This window comes from Kitasatospora sp. cg17-2 (assembly GCF_054031055.1).
In genome coordinates this window covers 4,035,648-4,056,099 of record NZ_CM132923.1, presented here as the reverse complement: position 1 = coordinate 4,056,099, position 20,452 = coordinate 4,035,648, and the positions used below count along the sequence as shown (strand labels likewise).

General features: G+C 75.4%; 15 protein-coding genes and 1 pseudogene. 8 read left to right on the top strand and 8 right to left on the bottom strand.

Annotation, left to right across the window (positions count from 1 at the left end; translation table 11 throughout):
• Window positions 1-3: 3 nt before the first annotated feature.
• Window positions 4-639, top strand: a pseudogene (locus ACW14Y_RS16770) (acyltransferase); the annotation flags it as partial.
• 147 nt (window positions 640-786) lie between these two features.
• Here the strand turns inward: ACW14Y_RS16770 and ACW14Y_RS16765 are convergent.
• The 3 genes from ACW14Y_RS16765 to ACW14Y_RS16755 form a co-directional block, all read right to left on the bottom strand.
• Window positions 787-2,442 carry an LCP family protein gene (locus tag ACW14Y_RS16765; RefSeq protein ID WP_456987422.1) on the bottom strand — a complete coding sequence of 552 codons (1,656 nt, stop codon included), beginning with the start codon at window positions 2,440-2,442 and terminating at the stop codon, window positions 787-789.
• 216 nt (window positions 2,443-2,658) lie between these two features.
• Entirely contained in the window at window positions 2,659-4,137 is a 1,479-nt protein-coding gene (locus tag ACW14Y_RS16760; RefSeq protein ID WP_380393091.1) for an LCP family protein, read from the bottom strand.
• Between the two features lie 36 nt (window positions 4,138-4,173).
• On the bottom strand, window positions 4,174-4,965 hold the full coding sequence (locus ACW14Y_RS16755; protein WP_266269726.1) for a TIGR03089 family protein: 792 nt from the start codon (window positions 4,963-4,965) through the stop codon (window positions 4,174-4,176).
• 104 nt (window positions 4,966-5,069) lie between these two features.
• Between ACW14Y_RS16755 and ACW14Y_RS16750 the strand changes: the two genes are divergently transcribed.
• The gene (locus ACW14Y_RS16750) at window positions 5,070-6,320 is read left to right on the top strand and encodes a peptidoglycan recognition protein family protein (RefSeq protein WP_456987419.1); all 1,251 of its coding nucleotides are present in this window, start codon (window positions 5,070-5,072) and stop codon (window positions 6,318-6,320) included.
• Window positions 6,321-6,404: 84 nt separating this feature from the next.
• Here ACW14Y_RS16750 and ACW14Y_RS16745 read toward each other — a convergent pair whose 3' ends face one another.
• A complete protein-coding gene (locus ACW14Y_RS16745; protein WP_380309214.1) occupies window positions 6,405-6,896 on the bottom strand; it encodes an SgcJ/EcaC family oxidoreductase in 492 nt (163 codons plus the stop codon).
• Window positions 6,897-6,902: 6 nt separating this feature from the next.
• Between ACW14Y_RS16745 and ACW14Y_RS16740 the strand changes: the two genes are divergently transcribed.
• The gene (locus tag ACW14Y_RS16740; protein ID WP_456987417.1) at window positions 6,903-7,934 is read left to right on the top strand and encodes a DNA-3-methyladenine glycosylase 2 family protein; all 1,032 of its coding nucleotides are present in this window, start codon (window positions 6,903-6,905) and stop codon (window positions 7,932-7,934) included.
• 141 nt (window positions 7,935-8,075) lie between these two features.
• Here the strand turns inward: ACW14Y_RS16740 and ACW14Y_RS16735 are convergent, their stop codons facing one another.
• The 3 genes from ACW14Y_RS16735 to ACW14Y_RS16725 all read right to left on the bottom strand — a co-directional run bounded on the left by ACW14Y_RS16735 (window position 8,076) and on the right by ACW14Y_RS16725 (window position 11,038).
• Window positions 8,076-9,368, bottom strand: a complete 1,293-nt coding sequence (locus tag ACW14Y_RS16735) for a coenzyme F420-0:L-glutamate ligase (RefSeq protein ID WP_380309210.1) — start codon at window positions 9,366-9,368, stop codon at window positions 8,076-8,078.
• Entirely contained in the window at window positions 9,365-10,324 is a 960-nt protein-coding gene (cofD, locus tag ACW14Y_RS16730; protein WP_380309208.1) for a 2-phospho-L-lactate transferase, read from the bottom strand. Before cofD ends, ACW14Y_RS16735 begins: the two co-directional genes overlap by 4 nt.
• 63 nt (window positions 10,325-10,387) lie before the next feature.
• Entirely contained in the window at window positions 10,388-11,038 is a 651-nt protein-coding gene (locus tag ACW14Y_RS16725) for a cysteine dioxygenase (protein WP_456987414.1), read from the bottom strand.
• A gap of 622 nt (window positions 11,039-11,660) precedes the next feature.
• Between ACW14Y_RS16725 and ACW14Y_RS16720 the strand changes: the two genes are divergently transcribed.
• The 3 genes from ACW14Y_RS16720 to ACW14Y_RS16710 all read left to right on the top strand — a co-directional run bounded on the left by ACW14Y_RS16720 (window position 11,661) and on the right by ACW14Y_RS16710 (window position 17,793).
• Window positions 11,661-11,930 carry a WhiB family transcriptional regulator gene (locus ACW14Y_RS16720; protein ID WP_030310813.1) on the top strand — a complete coding sequence of 90 codons (270 nt, stop codon included), beginning with the start codon at window positions 11,661-11,663 and terminating at the stop codon, window positions 11,928-11,930.
• Window positions 11,931-12,178: 248 nt separating this feature from the next.
• Window positions 12,179-16,051 (top strand): glycosyltransferase family 2 protein, encoded by a 3,873-nt coding sequence (locus ACW14Y_RS16715; RefSeq protein WP_380393102.1) that lies wholly within the window; start codon window positions 12,179-12,181, stop codon window positions 16,049-16,051.
• 572 nt (window positions 16,052-16,623) lie between these two features.
• The gene (locus ACW14Y_RS16710; protein ID WP_380444474.1) at window positions 16,624-17,793 is read left to right on the top strand and encodes a DUF5719 family protein; all 1,170 of its coding nucleotides are present in this window, start codon (window positions 16,624-16,626) and stop codon (window positions 17,791-17,793) included.
• A 70-nt stretch (window positions 17,794-17,863) separates the two neighbouring features.
• Here the strand turns inward: ACW14Y_RS16710 and ACW14Y_RS16705 are convergent, their stop codons facing one another.
• Window positions 17,864-18,316: a metallopeptidase family protein gene (locus ACW14Y_RS16705; RefSeq protein WP_093861873.1), complete on the bottom strand. Its 453-nt coding sequence runs from the start codon at window positions 18,314-18,316 to the stop codon at window positions 17,864-17,866.
• A 164-nt stretch (window positions 18,317-18,480) separates the two neighbouring features.
• Here ACW14Y_RS16705 and ACW14Y_RS16700 point away from each other — a divergent pair, with 164 nt between their 5' ends.
• Window positions 18,481-18,846 carry a DUF3499 domain-containing protein gene (locus tag ACW14Y_RS16700; protein ID WP_266311404.1) on the top strand — a complete coding sequence of 122 codons (366 nt, stop codon included), beginning with the start codon at window positions 18,481-18,483 and terminating at the stop codon, window positions 18,844-18,846.
• 174 nt (window positions 18,847-19,020) lie between these two features.
• Window positions 19,021-20,403, top strand: a complete 1,383-nt coding sequence (locus ACW14Y_RS16695; protein ID WP_380394354.1) for a phosphomannomutase/phosphoglucomutase — start codon at window positions 19,021-19,023, stop codon at window positions 20,401-20,403.
• The last annotated feature ends 49 nt before the right edge of the window (window positions 20,404-20,452 follow it).

Sequence of the window (20,452 nt, the reverse complement as noted above, 5' to 3'; positions counted from 1 at the left end):
GCCATGGGGACAGTCGAGGGCGGGTCCGCCGCCGTTTCCGGGGGCTCCGGTTCCGAGGGTTCGGGAGCCCGGGTCGAAGCCACCGCCGATGTCGACGGGCGCGCGGTGCTCGGCGCCGGGACGACGGTCTGGCACCTCGCCCAGGTCCGCGAGGACGCGGTGATCGGCGCGGACTGCATCATCGGCCGCGGCGCCTACGTGGGCCCGGGGGTGCGGATCGGCGACCGGGTCAAGTTGCAGAACCACGCCCTGGTCTACGAGCCGGCGGTCCTGGAGGACGGCGTCTTCGTCGGACCGGCGGCGGTGCTCACCAACGACCTCTATCCGCGCTCGGTCGACGTCGACGGCCGGCTCAAACGCGGCGAGGACTGGCACGCCCGAGGGGTGACGCTCCGCCGGGGCTGCTCGATCGGCGGCCGCGCCGTCCTGGTCGCGGGAGTGACGGTGGGGCGTTGGGCGCTGGTCGCGGCCGGCGCGGTGGTGCACCGGGACGTCCCGGACTTCGCCCTGGTGGCGGGGGTACCGGCCCGTCGGATCAAGTGGGTCGGCCGGGCCGGCGAACCGCTGCGACCGGCCGGAGCCGACCGCTGGGTCTGCCCGCGCACCGGCGAGGAGTACCGGGAGCACGACGGCCTGCTCGCCCCGGTCGAGCCCGAGCCCCCGGTCGAGCCCGAGCCCCCGGCCGAGCCCGAGCCCCCGATCGAACCTGAGCCCCCGGCCGAGCCCCAGCCCCCGGCTGAACCCCAGCCCCCGACCGGATCCCCGGACACCGGCCGCTGAGCGGGACTACTTCGCGCAGGCGTCGGTGTCGTCGCCCTGGACCCGCTGGAGGTCCTTCGGCGCCTCGCTCGGCACCGTCGCGGGCGTCGCGGCGGCCTCGGCGGCGGCCGCCGCCGGAGCGTCCTTGCCCAGCACCAGCACCAGCCCGTCCCGGGCGCCCAGCTTCGGGTCGGCCCTGACGGCGTCGGCGGGCAGGCCCAGCGCGGCGGCCAGCGCCGCCGCCTCGGCGGACTTCCCGGCCGGGTGGGCGATCGAGGTGGTCGCCACGGCGGGCACGTTGGCGGCGGTGGCGGCCTTGGCGTAGCCCTTCGCCACCAGCCGGTCGACGGTCTGCTGCGCCTGCCCGGGCGTCCCGCTGCCGTTGCGCACCGTCACCCGCAGGTCCTTCGCGTCGACCGCGGCAGCGGCTGTCGTCGCCGCACCCCCGGGAGCCGCCGGTGCCGCCGGAGCGGACGTGGCGGCCGGAGCGGACGCGGCCGCCGCGGCCTCCGGTGCCGCCGCCCCCGCCGCCGGCTCGGTCAGCGAGCGGTCGCCGCCGACCATCGAGAACAGCTGGGCGGCGTCCGGCTGCTTGAGCACCAGCCGGTTCTCGTCCGCCGGATCGTCCAGCACCGGCACGGTGGCGAAGGTGATCTTCCCGCTGTCGACCTTGCTCAGGTCCAGCGCGAGGTCCTTCAGCTTGTCCACGCTGCCGATCCCGGAGTCCACGGTGAGCGCCTTGGTGGCGGAGTCCGCGAGCTTCCACAGCTTGGCCGGGTTGGTCAGGGTGTCGCTGCTCTTGATCGAGCGGATCATCGAACCGATGAACTGCTGCTGCAGCGGTATTCGGGTGAGGTCGCCGCCCAGCCCGACGGCGTGCCGGGTCCGGACGAAGGCGAGCGCCTCGTCGCCCTGGACGACGTGCCGGCCCTTGCTCATCCGCAGGTGCGAGTCCGGGTCGTTGATGTCCTTGGCCGCGCACACCTCGACGCCGCCGACGGCGGTGGAGAGCGTCTTGACGGCGTCGAAGTTGACCATCACGAAGTGGTCGACCCGGATCCCGGTGACCTTCTCGACGGTCTTCCAGGTGCAGCCCGGATCGCGGCCCTCCTGGCCGAGGCTGTTGTTGAACATCGTGCGCGCCGTCCCGGGGATGGTCTTCCCGTCCGGTGCCTGGCACTCCGGGACGGGCACCATCAGGTCGCGCGGGATGCTGAGCGCCGTGGCGTTGCTGCGGTCCTTGGCGATGTGGAACAGCAGCGTGGTGTCCGCGTGCCCGGCGCTGCCCTCGTCGCCGTACTCGCGGCCCAGGCCCTCCCGGCTGTCCGTGCCGATCACCAGGATGTTCAGGGCGTCGGCGACCGGCTTGGGCCGCTCCGCCTCGTTGCCCAGCTGCACCTTGACGGCGGTGATGTTGTTGTTGAAGTGCTGGTACGCGTAGTAGGCGCCGCCGCAGCCGGCCACCAGGGCGAACGCGGCGAGGCCGCCGGTCCACTTCAGCACCCGTCGGCGGCGGGTGCGCCGGGCGTTCAGGGCCCGGCGCCGCGCGGCCCGGCCGCCGGGGTGCGGGGGCTCGGACGCGGCCTCGCCCGGGGTGTGCCGGCGCTGGACGGGGATGCCCGGGGCGGGGTCGGCGGGGTGCCGGTCGGCGCCCGCTCCTCCGTCGTGGATGTCCTGCTGCACGGGTGCTCCCCTCCCTCCGGCCGGTCCTCGGCCCGGCCCGCGAATTGCGCGACCGACTCGGACACCCTAGACGAGCCGGATGAGGGAATTGTTCCGGATGTGATCTCCGCCATGGTTTCCGGAGGGAATTCCGCGGCCGAATACGGGGCCGGGAATTCCCCCGGAGAACCCTTCCAAGATCATGATCCGTGTACGGAACGGTGATCGTGTGCAGGCTCAATGCACCGCGCAGGCGTCCACGTCGGCGGTCCGTCCCTCGAAGGCGGCCGGGCCGCTCGCCCCCGGTGACGGTGACGGTCCCGCAGGCGCCGAAGCGGACGCCGAGGCCGCCGTCGAAGCCGCCGCCGAGGCCGAGGACGCCGCCGGAGCGGACGTCGGAGCGGACGCCGAATCCGCCGCGGAGGACGGGGCCGCCGCGGCCGAGGGCGTCACCGTCGGCCGCGTCCCCACCGGCGCGGCGGACGGACTCGACCCCGGCGGCCGCACCTCCACCGGCCGGTCGTCCCGCAGCGCCGCGAACAGCTGGGTGGTCTGCGGCTGCACGAACTCGTCCCGGTCCGAGTCGAACCGGTACGGCCGCCGCGGCGCCGTCAGGAAGGTGACGTCCGAGGACGGGATCCCGCGCAGGTCCTGGGTCAGGTCGTAGAGCTCGCCCAGCGAGGACAGCCCGCCGTCCGCCCGCACCGAGGAGGTCGCGGCGTCCAGCACCGGCCACAGCTTGGTCGGGTTGAGCAGGACGTCCTGCGACTGCACCTTGCGGATCAGCGCCGCCAGGAACTGCTGCTGACGCCCCATCCGCTGGGTGTCGCTGCCGTCCCCGAGGGTCTCCCGGGCCCGGACGTAGCCGAGCGCCTGCTCGCCGTGCAGGGTCTGCCGCCCGGCCGGAAGGTCCAGCTTGGCGTCCTTGTCGTGGATCGGCTGCGGGACGCACACCTCGACCCCGTCGACGGCGTCCACCATCCGCTTGAAGCCCGCGAAGTCGACGATCACGTAGTGGTCGATCCGGATGCCGCTGAGCTGCTCCACGGTCCGGATCGAGCAGGCCGGACCGCCGGTCTCGAAGGCGGCGTTGAACTGCATCAGCGTCGGCCGGCTGCGGGTGCCGTCCGGCTTCTCGCAGGCCGGGACGCTCACCATCACGTCGCGGGGGATGGAGACGGCGGTCGCGTGCCGCCGGTCGGCCGCCAGGTGGAGCAGGATCGTGGTGTCCGAGCGCTGGCCGCCGGCCGCGCCGTAGGTGGCGTTGGCGCCGGTCCGGTCGTCGCTGCCGATCAGCAGCAGGTTCTCGGCGCCCCGGGCCCCGGCGGTCCGGCTGGGGCGCTCGGCCTCCAGCCGGGCCAGCAGCTGGTCGGTGGTGGAGTCGGTCTGGATGTTGCCGTCGAGCTTGCGGTAGGCGACCCAGAGCAGCGTGCCGCAGCCGACGAGCAGGAAGGCGAGGACGCCGGCGGTGACGATCAGCCACCGCCGGCGTCGGCGTCTGCCTCCGCCGGGCGCACCGGGCGCACCGGGGGACCCCGGGTCCTCCGGTCCCCCCGCCCCGGCGGCGCCGTCCGGCCCGTCCGGCGGCTGTCCCGTCGGCGGCTGTCCGTTCGGTGTCCGCCCGGTCGGGGGGAGTGCGGTCCGCGGCTGTTCGGTCCGCGGCTGTCCGGTCGGGGGGCGTTCGGTCGGGGGGTGCTCGATGTCGTCCTCGGCCATGGCAGGGATCCCTACCCGCCCGGCCGGGGCCGGGGGTTACCCGAGGCGCAGTGTCACCCGTTCGGATTCGACCCGCTTCTCCCACTGCTCGGCGTCCAGGCCGTCCGCGTTGCGGCAGAGCACCACCGACGCACCGGCCGCCAGCGGCGCCAGCAGCCCGGCCTCCAGTCCGGACCAGTCGTCGAAGGAGAAGGTGGAGAGCACCCGGTCGCCCGGTCCGAGACCGAGCCGGGCGGCGCCCTCGCGGGCCAGCTGGACGGTCTGGTCCCCGGTCAGCTTCAGCGGCAGGCCGTCCACCACGGTCTCCAGCGCCGGGGCGTCCGGGGTGACGGGGGAGTAGGGGGCGAACCGGTCGCCCTGCCCGGGCACCTCGGCCGCGTAGTCCAGGAAGCCGTCCGGGCGCTGGGGGAACCGCCCGCCGAGCGGCCGCAGGGCGAGCGCCACCCGCTCGCCCTCGCAGGCCTGGGCGGCCTCCAGGCCGTCCGGGCCGCTGACCACCAGGTCGGCGTCGGCCGGGTCGCCGGCCGGGACCGCGGCCACCCCGACCGACCAGCAGGCGAGCAGCCAGACGGCGCTCTGCCAGTGGGCCGGGAGGAGCAGCGCGGCACGGTCGCCCGGACCGGCGTTGAGTTCGTCCTGGAGCAGGTTGGCGGTCTTGGCCACCCAGTTGTCGAAGGTCCTCGCGGACAGCTCCACGCGTTCGCCGGTGGCGTCGTCGTAGAAGGTGACCAGGGGGGCCGCGGGGTCGACCGAGGGAGTGCCACCTCGCAGGTAAGCGTGCAGCAGCTCGACGGGGGTGCGGGCATCGGCAGCGAAAGGCGAAGTCATGGTGCGCCCCAGCCTACGGCCTTCGGGTGGACCTCCGGGAGGGGTGGCGGAAGGGTCGCGGGGTGGCGTGGCGCCCCGGTCGGAATCCCGTGAACATCCGGGTTATGCGCATCTCTCCCCGTGCCCTCCGCGGCCGCCCGCCCGTCGTCCTGCTCGCCGTCCTCACGGCCGCCCTGACGCTCCCGTCGATCCCCGCCGGGGCCCGGGCGGGGGGTGGGGTCCCGGCGACCCGGCCGGGGGCGCCGGGACCGACCGGCGGCGGTTCGGTCACCTCGCTCCCGCTGACCGGGGGGCGGCTCCCGGCCGGGCGCACCGCCCAGCGGTTCGACCTGCTGGGAGTCGGCTGGGACGGCCCGGCGCGGGCGCTCGCCGGGGGCACCGTCAGGGTCCGCACCCGGGACGCGGCCACCGGCGTCTGGAGCGGCTGGCACGAGCTGGAGACCGACAGCGAGGACGGTCCGGACGGTGCGGACGCCGGGGCCGACGCCACCGGCGCCGCCGCCGGCCGTGCGCCGCGCGGCGCCACCGCGCCGCTGTGGACCGGCCCGAGCGACGGTGTCGCCGTCGAGGTGACGCCCGGTCCGGCCGGACCGCCGCCCGGGCTGCGGGTGGAGCTGGTCGACCCGGGGGAGGGCGTCCGCCCCGCCGGTCCGCGGACCGTGCCCGCCGAGCCGTCTGCCGCCGAGCCGTCTGCCGCCGAGCCGTCTGCCGCCGAACCGGCGGACAGCGGCCGCCGGACCGGCCACCACCAGGCCCCGCGCCCCGAGATCGTCACCCGGGCCGGCTGGGGCGCGGACGAGTCGATCCGCGAGCCCGACTTCCAGTACACCGGCCCGGTCCGGGCGGTCTTCGTCCACCACACCGCGACCACCACCGAGTACGCGTGCTCCGACGCGCCCCGGCTGATCCGGGCGATCTACCAGTACCACGTGCAGAGCAACGGCTGGCGGGACATCGGCTACAACTTCCTGGTCGACCGCTGCGGCACCGTCTACGAGGGCCGGGCCGGCGGCACCGACCTGCCGGTGCACGGCGCGCACACGCTGGGCTTCAACACCGACACGGCGGGCGTCGCGGCGATCGGCACCTTCGTCACGGACGTCCCCCCGGCGGACCTGCTGACCGGGGTCACCCGGATCGCGGCCTGGAAGCTCGGCCTGACCGATCAGGACGCGGCCGGCAGCACCCGGCTGGTCTCCGGCTCCGACGGCAGCCTCTACCCGGCGGGCACCGGCGCGGTCCTCCGGGCCGTCTCCGGACACCGCGACGCCTTCAACACCGAGTGCCCGGGCGACGCCCTGTACCCGAAGCTCCCCGAGCTGCGCGCCGAGGCGGCGCGGCTCCAGGGCCGCTGACGTCCTGACCCGCGTCCGCTCCGACCTGCCGCCGCTCCGATCCGCCGCGGTCTCCCGACCCGCCGACGTCCGGCCGGGCCCGCCCTACTCCGGGCCCGGTCCGCGCCCGATCAGCGCCCGCAGCTCGGCCGTCAGCGCCCGCGCGAGGTCCGGCCGCCGGTCGTACCGGGCCGGGGTGGTCTGCATCAGCGCGATCCGCCAGCCGGCGCCCGCGTCGACCGCGATCACGGTGTGCAGCGCGTTCAGCGCGGGATCGAGGTCCTCCGCGTCGTCCGGCACCAGGCCGGCGACCGCGTCCAGCTGCGCCACCCCGGGCCCCAGCGCCCGCACCCGCCGGACCTTGGCGACGTACTCGGGCGTCGGGCTGCCGGTGAAGATCCCTCCGAGTTCGGCGGCCATCGCCGACCGGCCGCCGTGCCGGGTCCCGTCGAAGCCGATCAGCTCGCCGTCCACCGCGAACGGCCCGGCGAAGGCCGCGCCGTCCCGCAGGTTCCACCCCTCCAGCACCCGGTGGTAGAGGGACCGCACGGCACTCTCGTCACCGGCGGACAGCTCCGGCACCCGCGTATCGTTCATATCCCCATGGTCGGCGGACGGCGCAGGAGGTGCACGGCGGTGAGCGGGACGTCGACGGGCGGGCGCGCGCCCCGGACCGCACCCTCGGACGGGCCCGTGCCCGTGCCCGTCCCCGGGAGCGCCGACGCCGGAGCCGACCGCCGCTGGCGGCCCGGCTTCCCGCTGGACGTGGCCCGCACCCTGCTGCCGCTGCGCCGGGGCCCGGCCGACCCGTCCTACCGCCGGACCGCCGACGGCGCCCTCTGGCGGGCCTCCCGCACCCCGGGCGGCATCGGCACCCTGCGAGTGCTGGCCCGTCCGTCCGAGGGCGTGGTCGAGGCGACCGCCTGGGGGCCCGGCGCACAGTGGCTGCTGGACGGGCTGCCCGCCCTGCTCGGCGACCGGGACGACCCGGCGGGCCTGGTCCTGCCGGCCGGCCCGCTGCGCGAGGCGCAACGCGGCGCGGCGGGGGTGCGGCTGACCAGGACCGGCCTGGTCCTGGAGTCCCTGGTGCCGGCGATCCTGGAACAGAAGGTCACCACCGGCGAGGCCTACCGGGCCTGGTACACCCTGCTGCGCGCGTTCGGCACCCCGGCGCCCGGCCCGGCCGAGGGAATGTGGGTGGCGCCCTCGGCCCGGGAGTGGTCCCTGGTGCCGAGCTGGGAGTGGCACCGCGCGGGCGTCGACCCGAAGCGCTCCGCGACGGTGCAGCGGGCCGTCCGGCTGGCGCCCCGGCTGGAGGAGGCCTCGACGATGGGGCACGAGGAGTCCTTCGCCCGCCTGACCGCCGTCCCGGGCATCGGCGTCTGGACGGCCGCCGAGACCCTGCAGCGCAGCAACGGGGACGCGGACGCCGTCTCGGTCGGGGACTTCCACCTGCCCAACACGGTCGGCTGGGCGCTGGCCGGCCGGGTCCGCAGCGACGACGCCCAGATGCTGGCCCTCCTGGAGCCCTACCGCCCGCACCGCCACCGCCTGTGCCGGATCCTGCTGTCCACCGGCACCCACGCCCCCCGCTTCGGCCCCCGCCTCACCCCCAACGACCACCGCCGCCGCTGAAACCACCCGCTCGGGTGAACTGCGCATCCATCGGCGACCTGTGCTGCAGCAAGGCGGCAGGCTGGGCGCATGGAAGCGACCGTGCGGGAGCTGGTGGTCAACGTGGGCAACCGGCGGGACGTCCACCGCCGCCTCTGACCCCTACCGCACCTCGATGAAGGCGTCCGCCGTGCGGTCCGGGCGGCTGCGGGGCGGTTCGGCGGGGCGGCCGACGGCGACGGCGCCCATCGGGTCCCAGTGGTCCGGGAGGTCGAGGACCTCGCGCACCGTGTCGCGGCAGAACATCGTCGAGGAGACCCAGGCCGAGCCGTAGCCCTCGCCGGCGAGGGTGACCAGCAGGTTCTGCACGGCGGCGCCGACGGCGACGGTGAACATCTCGCGCTCGGCCGCGGCCCGGCGCGCGTCCGGGTAGTCGTGCGCGCCGTCCATCACCAGGCACGGGACGACCAGGTAGGGGGCGTCGCGCAGGACGTCGCCGCGGGCGGTGCGGCGGGCGATCTTCTCCTCGTCCCAGCCGTCCAGCTCGGCGAGGTCGCGGCGCCAGGCGGCGAGCATCGCGTCCAGCAGCCGGGTCCGCACCTCGGGGGTCTCCAGCAGCACGAACCGCCACGGTGTGGTGTGGTGCGGCGCGGGCGCGGTGGCCGCGGCGGCGACCGCGCGCCGGACGGCGCCCGGGTCGACCGGTTCGGCGGTGAAGGCGCGGATGGTGCGCCGCTGGGTGACGGCCTGCCGGATCGCCTCGGAGGTGCCGAGCCGGAACATGTCGTCGGCGGCGGGCCTCAGCAGCGGCCGGACGCCCTCGCCGTCCTCGGTGGTGACCAGGTGGCCGAGGCCGCGGACCACCGCGACCGGGGTGCCGGTGGCCTTGCCCTTGACCAGGTCGGCGGCGCCGGCCAGCTCGTCGGCGGTGGCGGTGACGGTCTGGAACAGCTCGTTGCCGTGGGAGTCGGAGCGCCCGCGGTGGTCGTCCAGGACGGCCAGGCCGGCGGCGCCGATGGCGACATCGGTGAGGCCGTTGCGCCAGGGCCGGCCGAAGGTGTCGGTGACGACGACGGCGAGCCGGCGTCCGGTGAGCTGCCGGAGCCGGGCCCGCAGCGCGCGGGCCGAGGCGTCCGGGTCCTCGGGCAGCAGCAGGACGGTGCCGGGCGCGGTGTTCGAGGCGTCCACCCCGGCGGCGGCCATGACCAGGCCGTTGCGGTTCTCGACGATCCGGATCGGGCCGCGCCGGGCGACCAGCCGGACGGTCTCGGCGTCGATCGCGGCCTCCCGGTCGGCGGCGTGCAGCAGCCGGCCCTCGGCCTTGCTGACCACCTTGGAGGTGACCAGCAGGATGTCGCCGTCCTCGTAGTCGGCGGCCTTGGCGATCAGCCCGGCGAGGTCGCTGTCCGCGTCGATCTCGGGCAGCCCGGGGACCGGGAGGATCCGCAGGCTCACCGCCGCACCTGCTCGGCGAGCGCCAGCGCGGCCCGGGCCATCTCGGCGGTGGCGGCGACGTCGGTCATCAGCAGCGGCACCGCCCGGCAGGCGATCCCGCCCGCCTCGACGGCGGCCACCGAGGCCTCGTCGACGGTGTCCACCAGCCACCCGTCCACCAGGGCGGAGCCGTAGTTCAGCGCGACCGCCTCGGCGGTGGCCTCGACCCCGACGGCCGCGAGCACCTTGTCGGCCATGCCCCGCACGGGCGCGCCGCCGATGATCGGCGAGAGCCCGACGACCGGGGCGGGGGCGGCCGCGACGGCCTCCCGGATGCCCGGCACGGCGAGGATGGTGCCGATCGAGACGACCGGGTTGGACGGCGGGAAGAGGATGACGTCGGCCTCGGCGAGGGCCTCCAGCACGCCGGGCGCCGGCTTGGCGGTGTCGGCGCCGACCGGCACGATCGCCTCGGCGTCGACGGCGGCGTGCAGCTTGACCCAGTACTCCTGGAAGTGGATGGCCCGGGTGCCCTGCTCGTCGGTGATCCGGACGTGGGTCTCGACCCGGTCGTCGCTCATCGGCAGCAGCCGGACCCCGGGCTGCCAGCGCACGCAGAGCGCCTCGGTGACCTGGCTGAGGGTGTAGCCGGCGGTGAGCATCTGGCTGCGCACGAGGTGGGTGGCGAAGTCGCGGTCGCCGAGCCCGAACCACTCGGGGCCGACGCCGTACTCCTTCATCTCGGCCTTGATGGACCAGGTCTCGTCGGTCCGGCCCCAGCCCTGCTCCTCGTGGATGCCCCCGCCGAGGGTGTACATGACGGTGTCGAGGTCGGGGCAGACCTTCAGCCCGAAGAGGTGGATGTCGTCACCGGTGTTGCCGATGACGGTGATCTCGTCCTCGGGTCCGATGGCCTCCCGGAGTCCGCGCAGGAAACGCGCTCCGCCGATCCCGCCTGCCAGTGCCACGATGCGCATGCGCCCATCCTGCCACGCGCCGACGGGTCGTCAGCCCGACCCTCGACAACCGCGCCCGGAGCCTCAGTGGGCCTCGGCGGACGTCTGCGGGTGCTGCTCGGGGACGACGGCACCGCCGTACTGGTTCATCTCGGTCAGGCCGGGGGTGTAGAGGTGGATCGAGACGGCGGGCTCCAGCGAGGCGTTGACCACCTCGTGCAGGTAGCCGGGGGAGAAGACCCTCCGCCCGCCGGGGCGCAGGTCGCGCGAGTCCTCTCCCGTGTGGGTGAGGGAGCGCTCGACGAGCTCGCCGCGGACCACGGTCATCACGCCGGAGGAGGTGCCGTGGTCGTGGAAGCCGCTGCTCTGGCCGGGCAGCCAGCTGAGCAGCCAGACCTCGTAGCCGGGGCCGGTCTCCAGCCGGGCGTACCAGCGGGTGAGGGCGTCGTACTGGACCAGCGGCTCCCAGCGGTCCCGGTCGGCGGCGATCTCGCGGACCAGCCGGGCGTACTCGGCGACGGTGGTGGGGTGGGCGGGCAGGTCGGTGCGGGCGAGGTGCGGGAAGGCCAGCGGGTCGCCGGCGATGGAGACGTCGCTGAGGCCGTCGGCCCACGGGTGGCCGCCGGGCCGGGCGGCGGGGGCGGGTGCCAAAGGTCGGGTGGTGGCGGCGCGGAGGCCGTGGAGAGCGAGCTTGCTGCGGTCGCGGTTCCGCTTGCGGATGCGGATCATTCGCACGGGAGTCGTCCTCGGAGGGCTGGTTCGTCAGGGGAGTCAGCCGGGTCCGGGATGTCCTGGGGCGGGAATCGCGGGCGGCCTCTGTGCTTCCTGGGCGGCGCGCGGCGGGACGGCGGGCGCCTAGATACAGCGGCAGGAACAGAGGCGACAACAGGAGTTCACGGCAGGGCGGAGCGCGGAACCGCTCCGGGGGCCGAGGAACTCTGACATAGGGAAAAGGACAACGCATCCGCAGGGCCGGTGTCAACTCGGGGAGAGCGGACATTCGGGTGAGATCGGTCATGAACTACCCGATGGAGTGATAAATCACCCTCTATGTTTCGATGGGAAGATCGCCGGGAAGGCAGGGCGATGACCGGCCTGTGGCGGTGACTGCTTGTCATCCGGCCCCCGGTCGCGAATGGTTCGTCGACCTTCGCGCGCAATCGGGCTAGAAGTCTGATGTGTCCGGTTATGTACACTATTCGTAACGGCTTGGTGCCAGGGAGTGAATCCCGGCCCCAATACCAGAGCTCGGCTTGACTGGGCCAGAGTGACGCAACTGTAATTTCACTCGTGTCGTCGGCCGCACGAGGCAACGGCAACCACGGGGACGCCAATAGGGGCAGAGGAGGCGCGCCACATGAGCGAGCTCTTTGAGCTGTTGATCGGTGACGGCATCGAGGAGGAGGAAGAACTCGGCTGGCAGGAGCGCGCACTCTGCGCGCAGACCGACCCCGAGTCCTTCTTCCCGGAGAAGGGCGGCTCCACCCGCGAGGCCAAGAAGGTCTGCCTCGCCTGCGAGGTCCGCTCCGAGTGCCTGGAGTACGCCCTGGCCAACGACGAGCGCTTCGGCATCTGGGGCGGCCTCTCCGAGCGCGAGCGCCGTCGGCTCAAGAAGAGCGCCGTCTGACCGGGGTGGCCGCATCCCCCGGAACCTCCGGATCCCCAGGCTGCCCCGGATCCGCCGGCCTCGGCACCCCGACCGGTCGGCCCGCGCGAACAGCCCGCGACGGAGCGCCTCACCCCCTGTGGTGAGGCGCTTTCGCGTTCCCGGGCGGACACCGTGGACGGAGCCGACACCCGGAGCCGTTAGTGTGGTGCGCCATCCGGTTGCCGTTCACCGGCTGTGTCCACCGAGAACTGGGGCCCGCGCACTCGATGACCGTCTACAGCCACCAGAGCGGCTCCTCCGCCAGCAGGCCGCCCGCCTATCCGCGCCATCTGGTCACCGCCGTGATCGTCTCCCACGACGGCGCCCGCTGGCTGCCGCAGGCCCTCGCCGGCCTGCTCGGCCAGGACCGCCAGGTCCAGCGCGTCCTCGCGGTCGACACCGGATCCACCGACGACTCCCAGCGCCTGCTCGCCGAGACCCTCGCCGACTGGCTCCCCGACAGCGGCCCGACCGTGCTCGGCCGCCGGGCCGGCTTCGGCACCGCCGTCGCCGAGGCGGTGTTCAACAGCCCGCCGTTGCGGGCCGAGGACCTGCCCTACCGGCTCGACCCCTCCGGCTACGACCCGGTCACCGGCGGCTGGGACGACTTCGGCGACCCGCTCGGCGAGGAGGACGACCTCGGCCGGGGCGGCCCCCGGGAGACCACGCCGGTCGAGTGGCTCTGGCTGCTGCACGACGACTGCGAGCCGCAGACCGACGCGCTGCGCCGACTGCTCCAGGTCGCCGACTCCACCCCCAGCGCCGCCGTCGTCGGCCCCAAGCTGCGCAGCTGGTACGACCGCCGACAGCTGCTGGAGGTCGGCGTCAGCATCGCCCGCTCCGGCCGCCGCTGGACCGGGCTCGACCGGCGCGAGCAGGACCAGGGCCAGCACGACCAGGTCCGCCCGGTGCTCGCCGTCTCCACCGCCGGCATGCTGGTGCGCCGCGATGTCTTCGAGGAGCTCGGCGGCTTCGACCGGGCACTGCCGCTGATGCGCGACGACACCGACTTCTGCTGGCGGGTCAACGCCGCCGGCCACCGCGTCGTGGTCGCCCCGGACGCCGTGCTCCGGCACGCCGAGGCCGCCAGCCGCGAGCGCCGCGCCATCGACTGCGGCCCCGCCCACCCGCACCGGGTGGACAAGGCCGGCGCCGTTTTCACCCTGCTCGCCAACTCCAAGGGCGTGCTCTTCCCCTACGTCCTGCTCCGACTGGTGCTCGGCACCCTGCTGCGGGTGTTCGCCAACCTGCTCGGCAAGGACCCCAAGCAGGCCTTCGACGAGCTGGCCGGCCTCGGCCACGAACTCGTCCGGCTGCCGCGACTGCTGGCCGCCCGCAAACGCCGCGGCCGCACCCGCTCCGCCGACGCGCTGGACGACCGCACGCTCTTCCCCGCGCCCGGTGCCACCGCCCGGCTCGCCGTCGAGGGCGTCGTCGGCTCGCTCGGCATCGGGGGCGGTGACGACACCGGCGGCCGGCACGGCTCGGTCGAGGCCGGGCCGGGCGACGAGGACTCCGAGGACCTGGTCGTCGAGCAGTTCGCGCTGATCAAGAAGCTCGCCCGGCGCCCGGCGCCGGTGCTGTTCGCCGCCCTGCTGGTGTTCGCCCTGGTCGCCTGCCGCGACCTGCTCGGCGGCGGGGCCCTGTTCGGCGGCGCCCTGCTGCCGGCCACCGACGGCGCGGCCGGGCTCTGGTCGATGTACGCCGACGCCTGGCACCCGGTCGGCACCGGCTCCACCGCCGCCGCGCCGCCCTACCTCGCGGTGCTGTCGATCCTCTCCTGGATGCTGTTCGACCACGCCGACCTCGCGGTCACCCTGCTGGTCGTGCTCGCCGTCCCGCTCTCCGCCGTGAGCGCCTACCTGGTCTCCCGGCCGCTGATCGACTCCAAGCTGGTCCGCGCCTGGGCCAGCGCCACCTACGCGCTGCTTCCCGCCGCCACCGGCGCGCTGGCCCAGGGCCGGATCGGCACCGCCGTGCTGGCCGTGCTGCTCCCGCCGCTGGCCCGCGCCGCGGCGATCGCCGCCGGTCTCGGCATCCGCGCCGAGAGCGCCGCCAAGGGCGCCCGCCCCGGCTGGCGGCCGGTCTGGATGGCGGTCCTGCTGCTCACCCTGGCCACCGCCTTCGTCCCGCTGGTCTGGGCCCTGGCCGTGCCGCTCTGCCTGGCCATGCTGGTCGCCGCCGTCGTCCGCGGCGGGGCCTTCGGCTCCGGCGCCACCGCGCTGCGGCTGCTCGGCCTGCGGGTGCTGGTGATCCTCGCGGTGCCGGTCGGGGTGCTCGCGCCCTGGTCGCTGCAGGTGCTCTCGCACCCGCAGCGGCTGCTGCTGGAGGCCGGCCTGCCCGGTCTGCACGGCTCCGGCCCGACCTCGGCCGGGCTGCTGATGGTCAACCCCGGCGGTGCCGGGGTGCCGCCGGTCTGGCTCTCCGCCGGTGTGGTGCTGGCCGCGCTGGCCGCCCTGCTGCGCGCCGACCGCCGCCGCGCGGTGCTGGCCGCCTGGGGCGCCGCCGGGGCCGGACTGGTCTTCGCGGTCGCGGTGGCCGGTACCTCGGTGACCCCCGCCTCCGGCGGTCCGGCCGTGCCCGCGTGGTCCGGCCCGGCCACCCTGCTGGCCGGTGTCGCCCTGCTGGCCGCCGCCGCCATCGGCGCCGACGGCGCCAACGCCCGGGTCGCCGGCATCGCCTTCGGCTGGCGCCAGCCGGTCGCCGCGCTGGTGGTGGCCGCCGCGCTGCTCGCCCCGCTGGGCACCGGCCTCTGGTGGGCCGTCACCGGCGCCGACGGCCCGCTGCACCGGGGCCGCGGCGCCCAGGTGCCGGCGTTCATCGCCGAACAGGCCGGTACCACCGACCGCTCCCGCACCCTGGTCCTGACCGGCGACCCGAAGGGCGGATCGGTCGCGTACACCGTGGCCCGGGGCTCCGGTCTGACGCTCGGCCAGGCCGAGTCCACCGTCGACCCGGAGACCGGCACCACGGCCGGCCTGGACCGGACCGTCGGCAGCCTGCTGGCCGGCTCCGGCGCCGACCAGGCGGGCGCGCTCTCCCGCTACGGCATCGCCTACGTGCTGGTCGACCAGCCGCTGATCGGCGCCTTCAAGGACGTCCTGGACACCACGCCCGGCCTGGTCAAGGCCAACCAGGACGGCGGCGCCGCGCTCTGGCAGGTCGACGGCACCCCCGCGACCCGGGCCCTGATCACCGCGCCGGGCACCGTCCCGGTGGTGGTCCCGTCCGGCCCGCGCGACATCGACACCACCCTGCCGGCCGGCCCCGAGGGCCGGGTGCTGCGGCTCGCCGAGTCCGCCGCCCCCGAGTGGACGGCCACCCTGGACGGCACCGCCCTGGAGCGGGTCACCGTCGACGGCTGGGCGCAGGGCTTCAAGCTCCCCGCCGCCGGCGGCAAGCTGGTCCTCACCCGTGAGGGCAGCCTGCTGCACACCGGCTGGACCTGGGCCCAGCTGCTGCTCGGCCTGACCGTGCTGGTGCTGGCCCTGCCCGGCCGGCGCAACCACAAGGACGACGACCTGCCCGAGGACGTGGTCGCCGCCGCCGAGCTGGCCGCCGCCGCCCAGGCGCAGGCCCCGGTCCCCGGCAGCCGCCGGGCCCGCCGGATGGCCGAGCGGGGCGAGGGCGCCGAGCACGAGGGCCCGGAGCCGGCCGACCCGGACGCCGGGGTGTACGAGGGCCGTCCCGGCCAGGGCACGGACCGTCCGGCGGCCGAGCCGGCGGCCGGAGCGGTCCTGGCGGCCGCCGCCGCGCAGGAGGCCGAGCCCTACGCCGACCCGTACCAGACGTACCAGCAGGCCGACCCGTACAGCTACGACCCGTACGCGCAGCAGCCGGTCGGCACGCCGTACGGCGGCCAGGGGTACGGCGGCCAGGAGGGTTACCAGCAGCAGGGCTACCAGCAGCCCTACCAGGGCGAGCAGCAGCAGTACGGCTACGACCCGTACCAGCAGCCGGAGCAGCAGCCCTGGGTGCCGGGGCAGCAGGGCGAGCCCTACTACGAACAGCAGGACCCGAACCACCAGAACGACCCGAACGACCCGAACAGCCCGCACGGCCCGGGCCGGTACCCGCACCACCACGGATCGGGGAGCTGACCCGCGATGAAGAAGCCCGCCTTCAGGAAGAAGTCCGCCACTCCGGACACCGCCCGCGGGGCCGGGGACACCGGCACCTTCGACGGCGCCCCGGCCGGCGGCACGGCCCCGGCGGCCCCGGCGGCCCCCCGGGGCTCCGGCGCCGCCCGCACCACCCGGTCGCTGCTGGCCGCCGCCGTGGTGCTGGCGGCGGTGTTCGGCATCGCCGAACTCCGCAAGCCCGCCGCCCCGGCGGCCACCGACCGGGCCACCGCCACCTCGGCACAGGTCGAGCGGACCTCCGTGGTCTGCCCGCAGCCGCTCCAGGGCCTCACCGGCTCCACCACGCTCACCGCGTACACCCCGCCGGGAACCGGCGCGGGCGGCGACGGCACCGGCGGCGCCGGCTGGGTCTCCGACGCGGCCGCGCCGCCGCCGCCGCCCCGGGCCCGGCGCCGTCGGCCCCCGCGGCGCCGCCCACGCCCGCGACCCCGGCCGCCGGCGGTGCGCCCACCCAGGCCGCCGCGGCCGCCGCCGACAAGAACGCCGCGCCCGCCGACGCCCGGCTCACCCTGGCCAAGCCCGGCACCCCGGTGTCCGCGCCCGCCGCCAACAGCGACCTGGCGCCCGGCGCCGGGGCCGTCGCCACCGGTGCGCTCGCCCCCGGCTTCACCGTCACCCAGACCACCACCGTCACCGAGCAGCGCGGCCTCGGCCTGTCCGGGATCACCTGCACGCCGTCCGGCACCGGCTTCTGGTTCGCGGGCGCCTCCACCGCCGAGGGCCGCACCGACTACGTCAGCCTGGTCAACGCCGAGTCGACGGCCGCCGTGGTCGACATCAAGCTCTACGGCGACAAGGGCCTGATCGAGAACGACGCCGCCAACGGCATCACCGTCGCCCCCGGCAGCTCCCAATCGGTCCTGCTGCCCACCATCAGCAAGGGTCAGGTCGCCGACCTCGCCGTGCACGTGGTCGCCCGCTCCGGCCGGGTCGGCGCCGCCCTGCACGCCGCCGACGGCAGCAAGGGCGCCGACTGGGTGCCCGCCTCCGCCGACCCCGCGCCGGTCCAGGTGATGCCCGGCCTGCCCGCCGACACCTCGGCCGCCCACCTGGTGGTCTGGGCCCCGCCGGAGGACGACGCCGACCTGAAGATCGAGCTCTCCGGCAAGAACGGCTGGTTCGTCCCGGCCGGGAACGAGTCCATCCACGTCAAGGCCGGCATGGTCGCCTCGGTGGACCTCGGCAAGGTGACCCGGGACGAGGTCGCCGGGCTGCGGGTGTCGCCCACGGACGACAAGCACCCCACCCCCGTGGTGGCCGGTGTGCGGGTCGACCGGGCCGGGGCGAACGGCAAGTCCGACGCCGCCTGGCTGGCCGGTACCGCGCCGGTCGGCGCCCGCGCCACCGTGGCCGACAACCGGGGCGGCGGGCCGTCCACGCTCTTCCTGACCTCCACCGGCGAGGCCGCCACCGTGCGGGTCACCGCCTCGGCCGGCACCGGCGGCGGCACGCCCACCACCAAGGAGGTCCAGCTCCCGGCCGGCGGCACCGTCGCCCTCCCGGCCCCCGAGCCCACCGGACTGAACGGCGCCTTCGCGCTGACCGTGGAGACCGTCTCGGGCGGCCCGGTCGTCGCCGCGCGGATGCTCGCGCTCCCCACCAAGGACGTGCCGATGTTCACCGTCCAGGCCCTGCGCGACGACCGCTCCACGGTCAAGGTCCCGCAGGCCTCCCAGGACCCGGGCGTGGTCCTGCGCTGAGCGGTCCGCCGACAGCACGGCGCGGGGGGCCGCCACCCGGTTCGGGCGGCGGCCCCCGCGCCGTGGCGGCTCAGTCCTCGTCGTACCGCGGGTCGATCGCGTCGGGGGAGAGCCCCAGCAGCTCCGCCACCTGCTCGATCAGGATCTCGTGCACCAGCGCCGCGCGGTCCTCGCGCGACTTCGCCCGGATCTCCACCGGTCTGCGGTACACCACGATCTGGCTCTTGCGCCCCTGCTGACCCGGCGACACCCGCCCCAGCGGCACCCCGCCGTCCGCGTCGGCGCCGTCCGGCTCGTGCAGCGGCACCTCCTGGACGGCGAACTCCACCTCGATCAATTGCGGCCAGCGCCGCTCAAGACGCTCCACCGACTCGCGCACATAGTCGTCGAACAACTCGGAGCGGGTGAGCGAGATCGGTACCTGCGGCGGCGCCAGCGGGCCGCGGAGACCCCTGCCGTGCCGGTCACGGTGCCGGGGGCGGCGTGAGGGACCCGTCGATGACTGCGGTGCGGAGCTGTCCATATCACTGCCGAGAGTAGTCCTTGGATGCCAGGAAGTGGACCACCCCCGCACCTGTTCGCCCGGGGCGAGCGGAGCGCCCGGGCGGCGCGCGGACCGCGACACGGCACACCTTCCGGACAGGCGGTCTTCGCTCCCCGGCAAGGAGTGCGGTACCGTCCACCCTCGTGAGCTCTGTACGTCGTTGTTCGCGGACCGCGTGCGGCCGTCCGGCCGTCGCGACGCTGACGTACGTCTACGCGGACTCCACCGCCGTCCTCGGCCCGCTCGCGACCTACGCCGAGCCGCACTGCTACGACCTGTGCGCCGGGCACGCCGAGCGCCTCACCGCCCCGCGCGGCTGGGACGTGGTCAGGCTCGCCGCCGAGGCCGGTCCGCTGCGCCGCAGCAGTGACGACCTGGAGGCGCTCGCCAACGCCGTCCGCGAGGCCGCGCGCCCGCAGACCCCGCGTCAGGGCCGCTCCCCCGAGGGCGAGTCCACCGAGGCCGGCCGCCGCGGCCACCTCCGGGTGCTCCGCTCGCCCGACAACTGAGCCCCGGACCGCCCCCGCCCCGGCACGAACCGTTCCGCCCGCCCGGGTACGCTGCCCCCCTACCGGGTACCGGCCACCGCCGCGCCCGGACCTACCGTGACCAGGGGCGACCGGTCCGCCGGCCAGGGCGCCGGCGCGTTCGCCGATCAGACACAGAACCAGGGTGGAGCCGCAGTGCGCGACCTCAAGCAGCTCGTGAAGGCGTACGACGTACGGGGCGTCGTCCCGGACCAGTGGGACGAGAACCTCTCCCGGGCCTTCGGCGCCGCGTTCGTGCAGGTCACCGGAGCGTCCGCGATCGTGGTCGGCCACGACATGCGCCCCTCCTCCCCGTCGCTCAGCCAGGCCTTCGCCGAGGGCGCGGCCGGCTACGGCGCCGACGTGGTGCTGATCGGCCTCTGCTCCACCGACCAGCTGTACTACGCCAGCGGTTCGCTCGACCTGCCCGGCGCGATGTTCACCGCCAGCCACAACCCGGCCGAGTACAACGGCATCAAGCTCTGCCGGGCCGGTGCCGCCCCGGTCGGCCAGGACACCGGGCTCTCCGAGATCCGCGAACTGGTCGAGTCCTGGACCGCCGCCGACGACACCGTCACCGTCCCCGCCCGCGACGTGGCGCCCGGCGCCCTCAGCGAGCAGGACACCCTGCGCGGCTACGCCGACCACCTGCTCGGCCTGGTCGACCTCACCGCGATCCGCCCGCTCAAGGTCGCCGTCGACGCCGGCAACGGCATGGGCGGCCACACCGTGCCGACCGTGTTCGACGGCCTGCCGATCGAGCTCGTCCCGATGTACTTCGAGCTGGACGGCACCTTCCCCAACCACGAGGCCAACCCGCTCGACCCGAAGAACCTGGTCGACCTCCAGGCCAAGGTCCGCGAGGTCGGCGCCGACCTCGGCCTCGCCTTCGACGGCGACGCCGACCGCTGCTTCGTCGTCGACGAGCGCGGCGAGCCGGTCTCCCCGTCGGCGATCACCGCGCTGGTCGCCGCCCGCGAGATCGCCCGCGCCCGGGCCGCCGGCGAGGACGAGCCGACCATCATCCACAACCTGATCACCTCCTGGACCGTCCCCGAGGTGGTCCGCGAGCTCGGCGGCAAGCCCGTCCGCACCCGGGTCGGCCACTCCTTCATCAAGCAGGAGATGGCCGTCACCGACGCCGTCTTCGGCGGCGAGCACTCCGCCCACTACTACTTCCGCGACTTCTGGCGCGCCGACACCGGCATGCTCGCCGCGCTGCACGTGCTGGCCGCCCTCGGCGGGCAGCCGGGCACCCTCTCCGCGCTCACCGCCGAGTACGACCGCTACGCCGCCTCGGGCGAGATCAACAGCACCGTCGCCGACCAGGCCGACCGGACCGCCGCCGTCCGCGCCGCCTACGCCGTCGAGGGCACCGAGGTCGACGAGCTGGACGGCCTCACCGTGGCCGGCCCGGACTGGTGGTTCAACCTCCGCGCCTCCAACACCGAGCCGCTGCTGCGCCTCAACGTCGAGGCCAAGGACCCGGCCAGGATGGCCGAACTGCGCGACGGCGTGCTCGCGATCGTCCGCGCCTGACGTACGGCCCCGGTGCCCCGGCCGGTAGGGTTTCCTCTCGGCCGGGGCA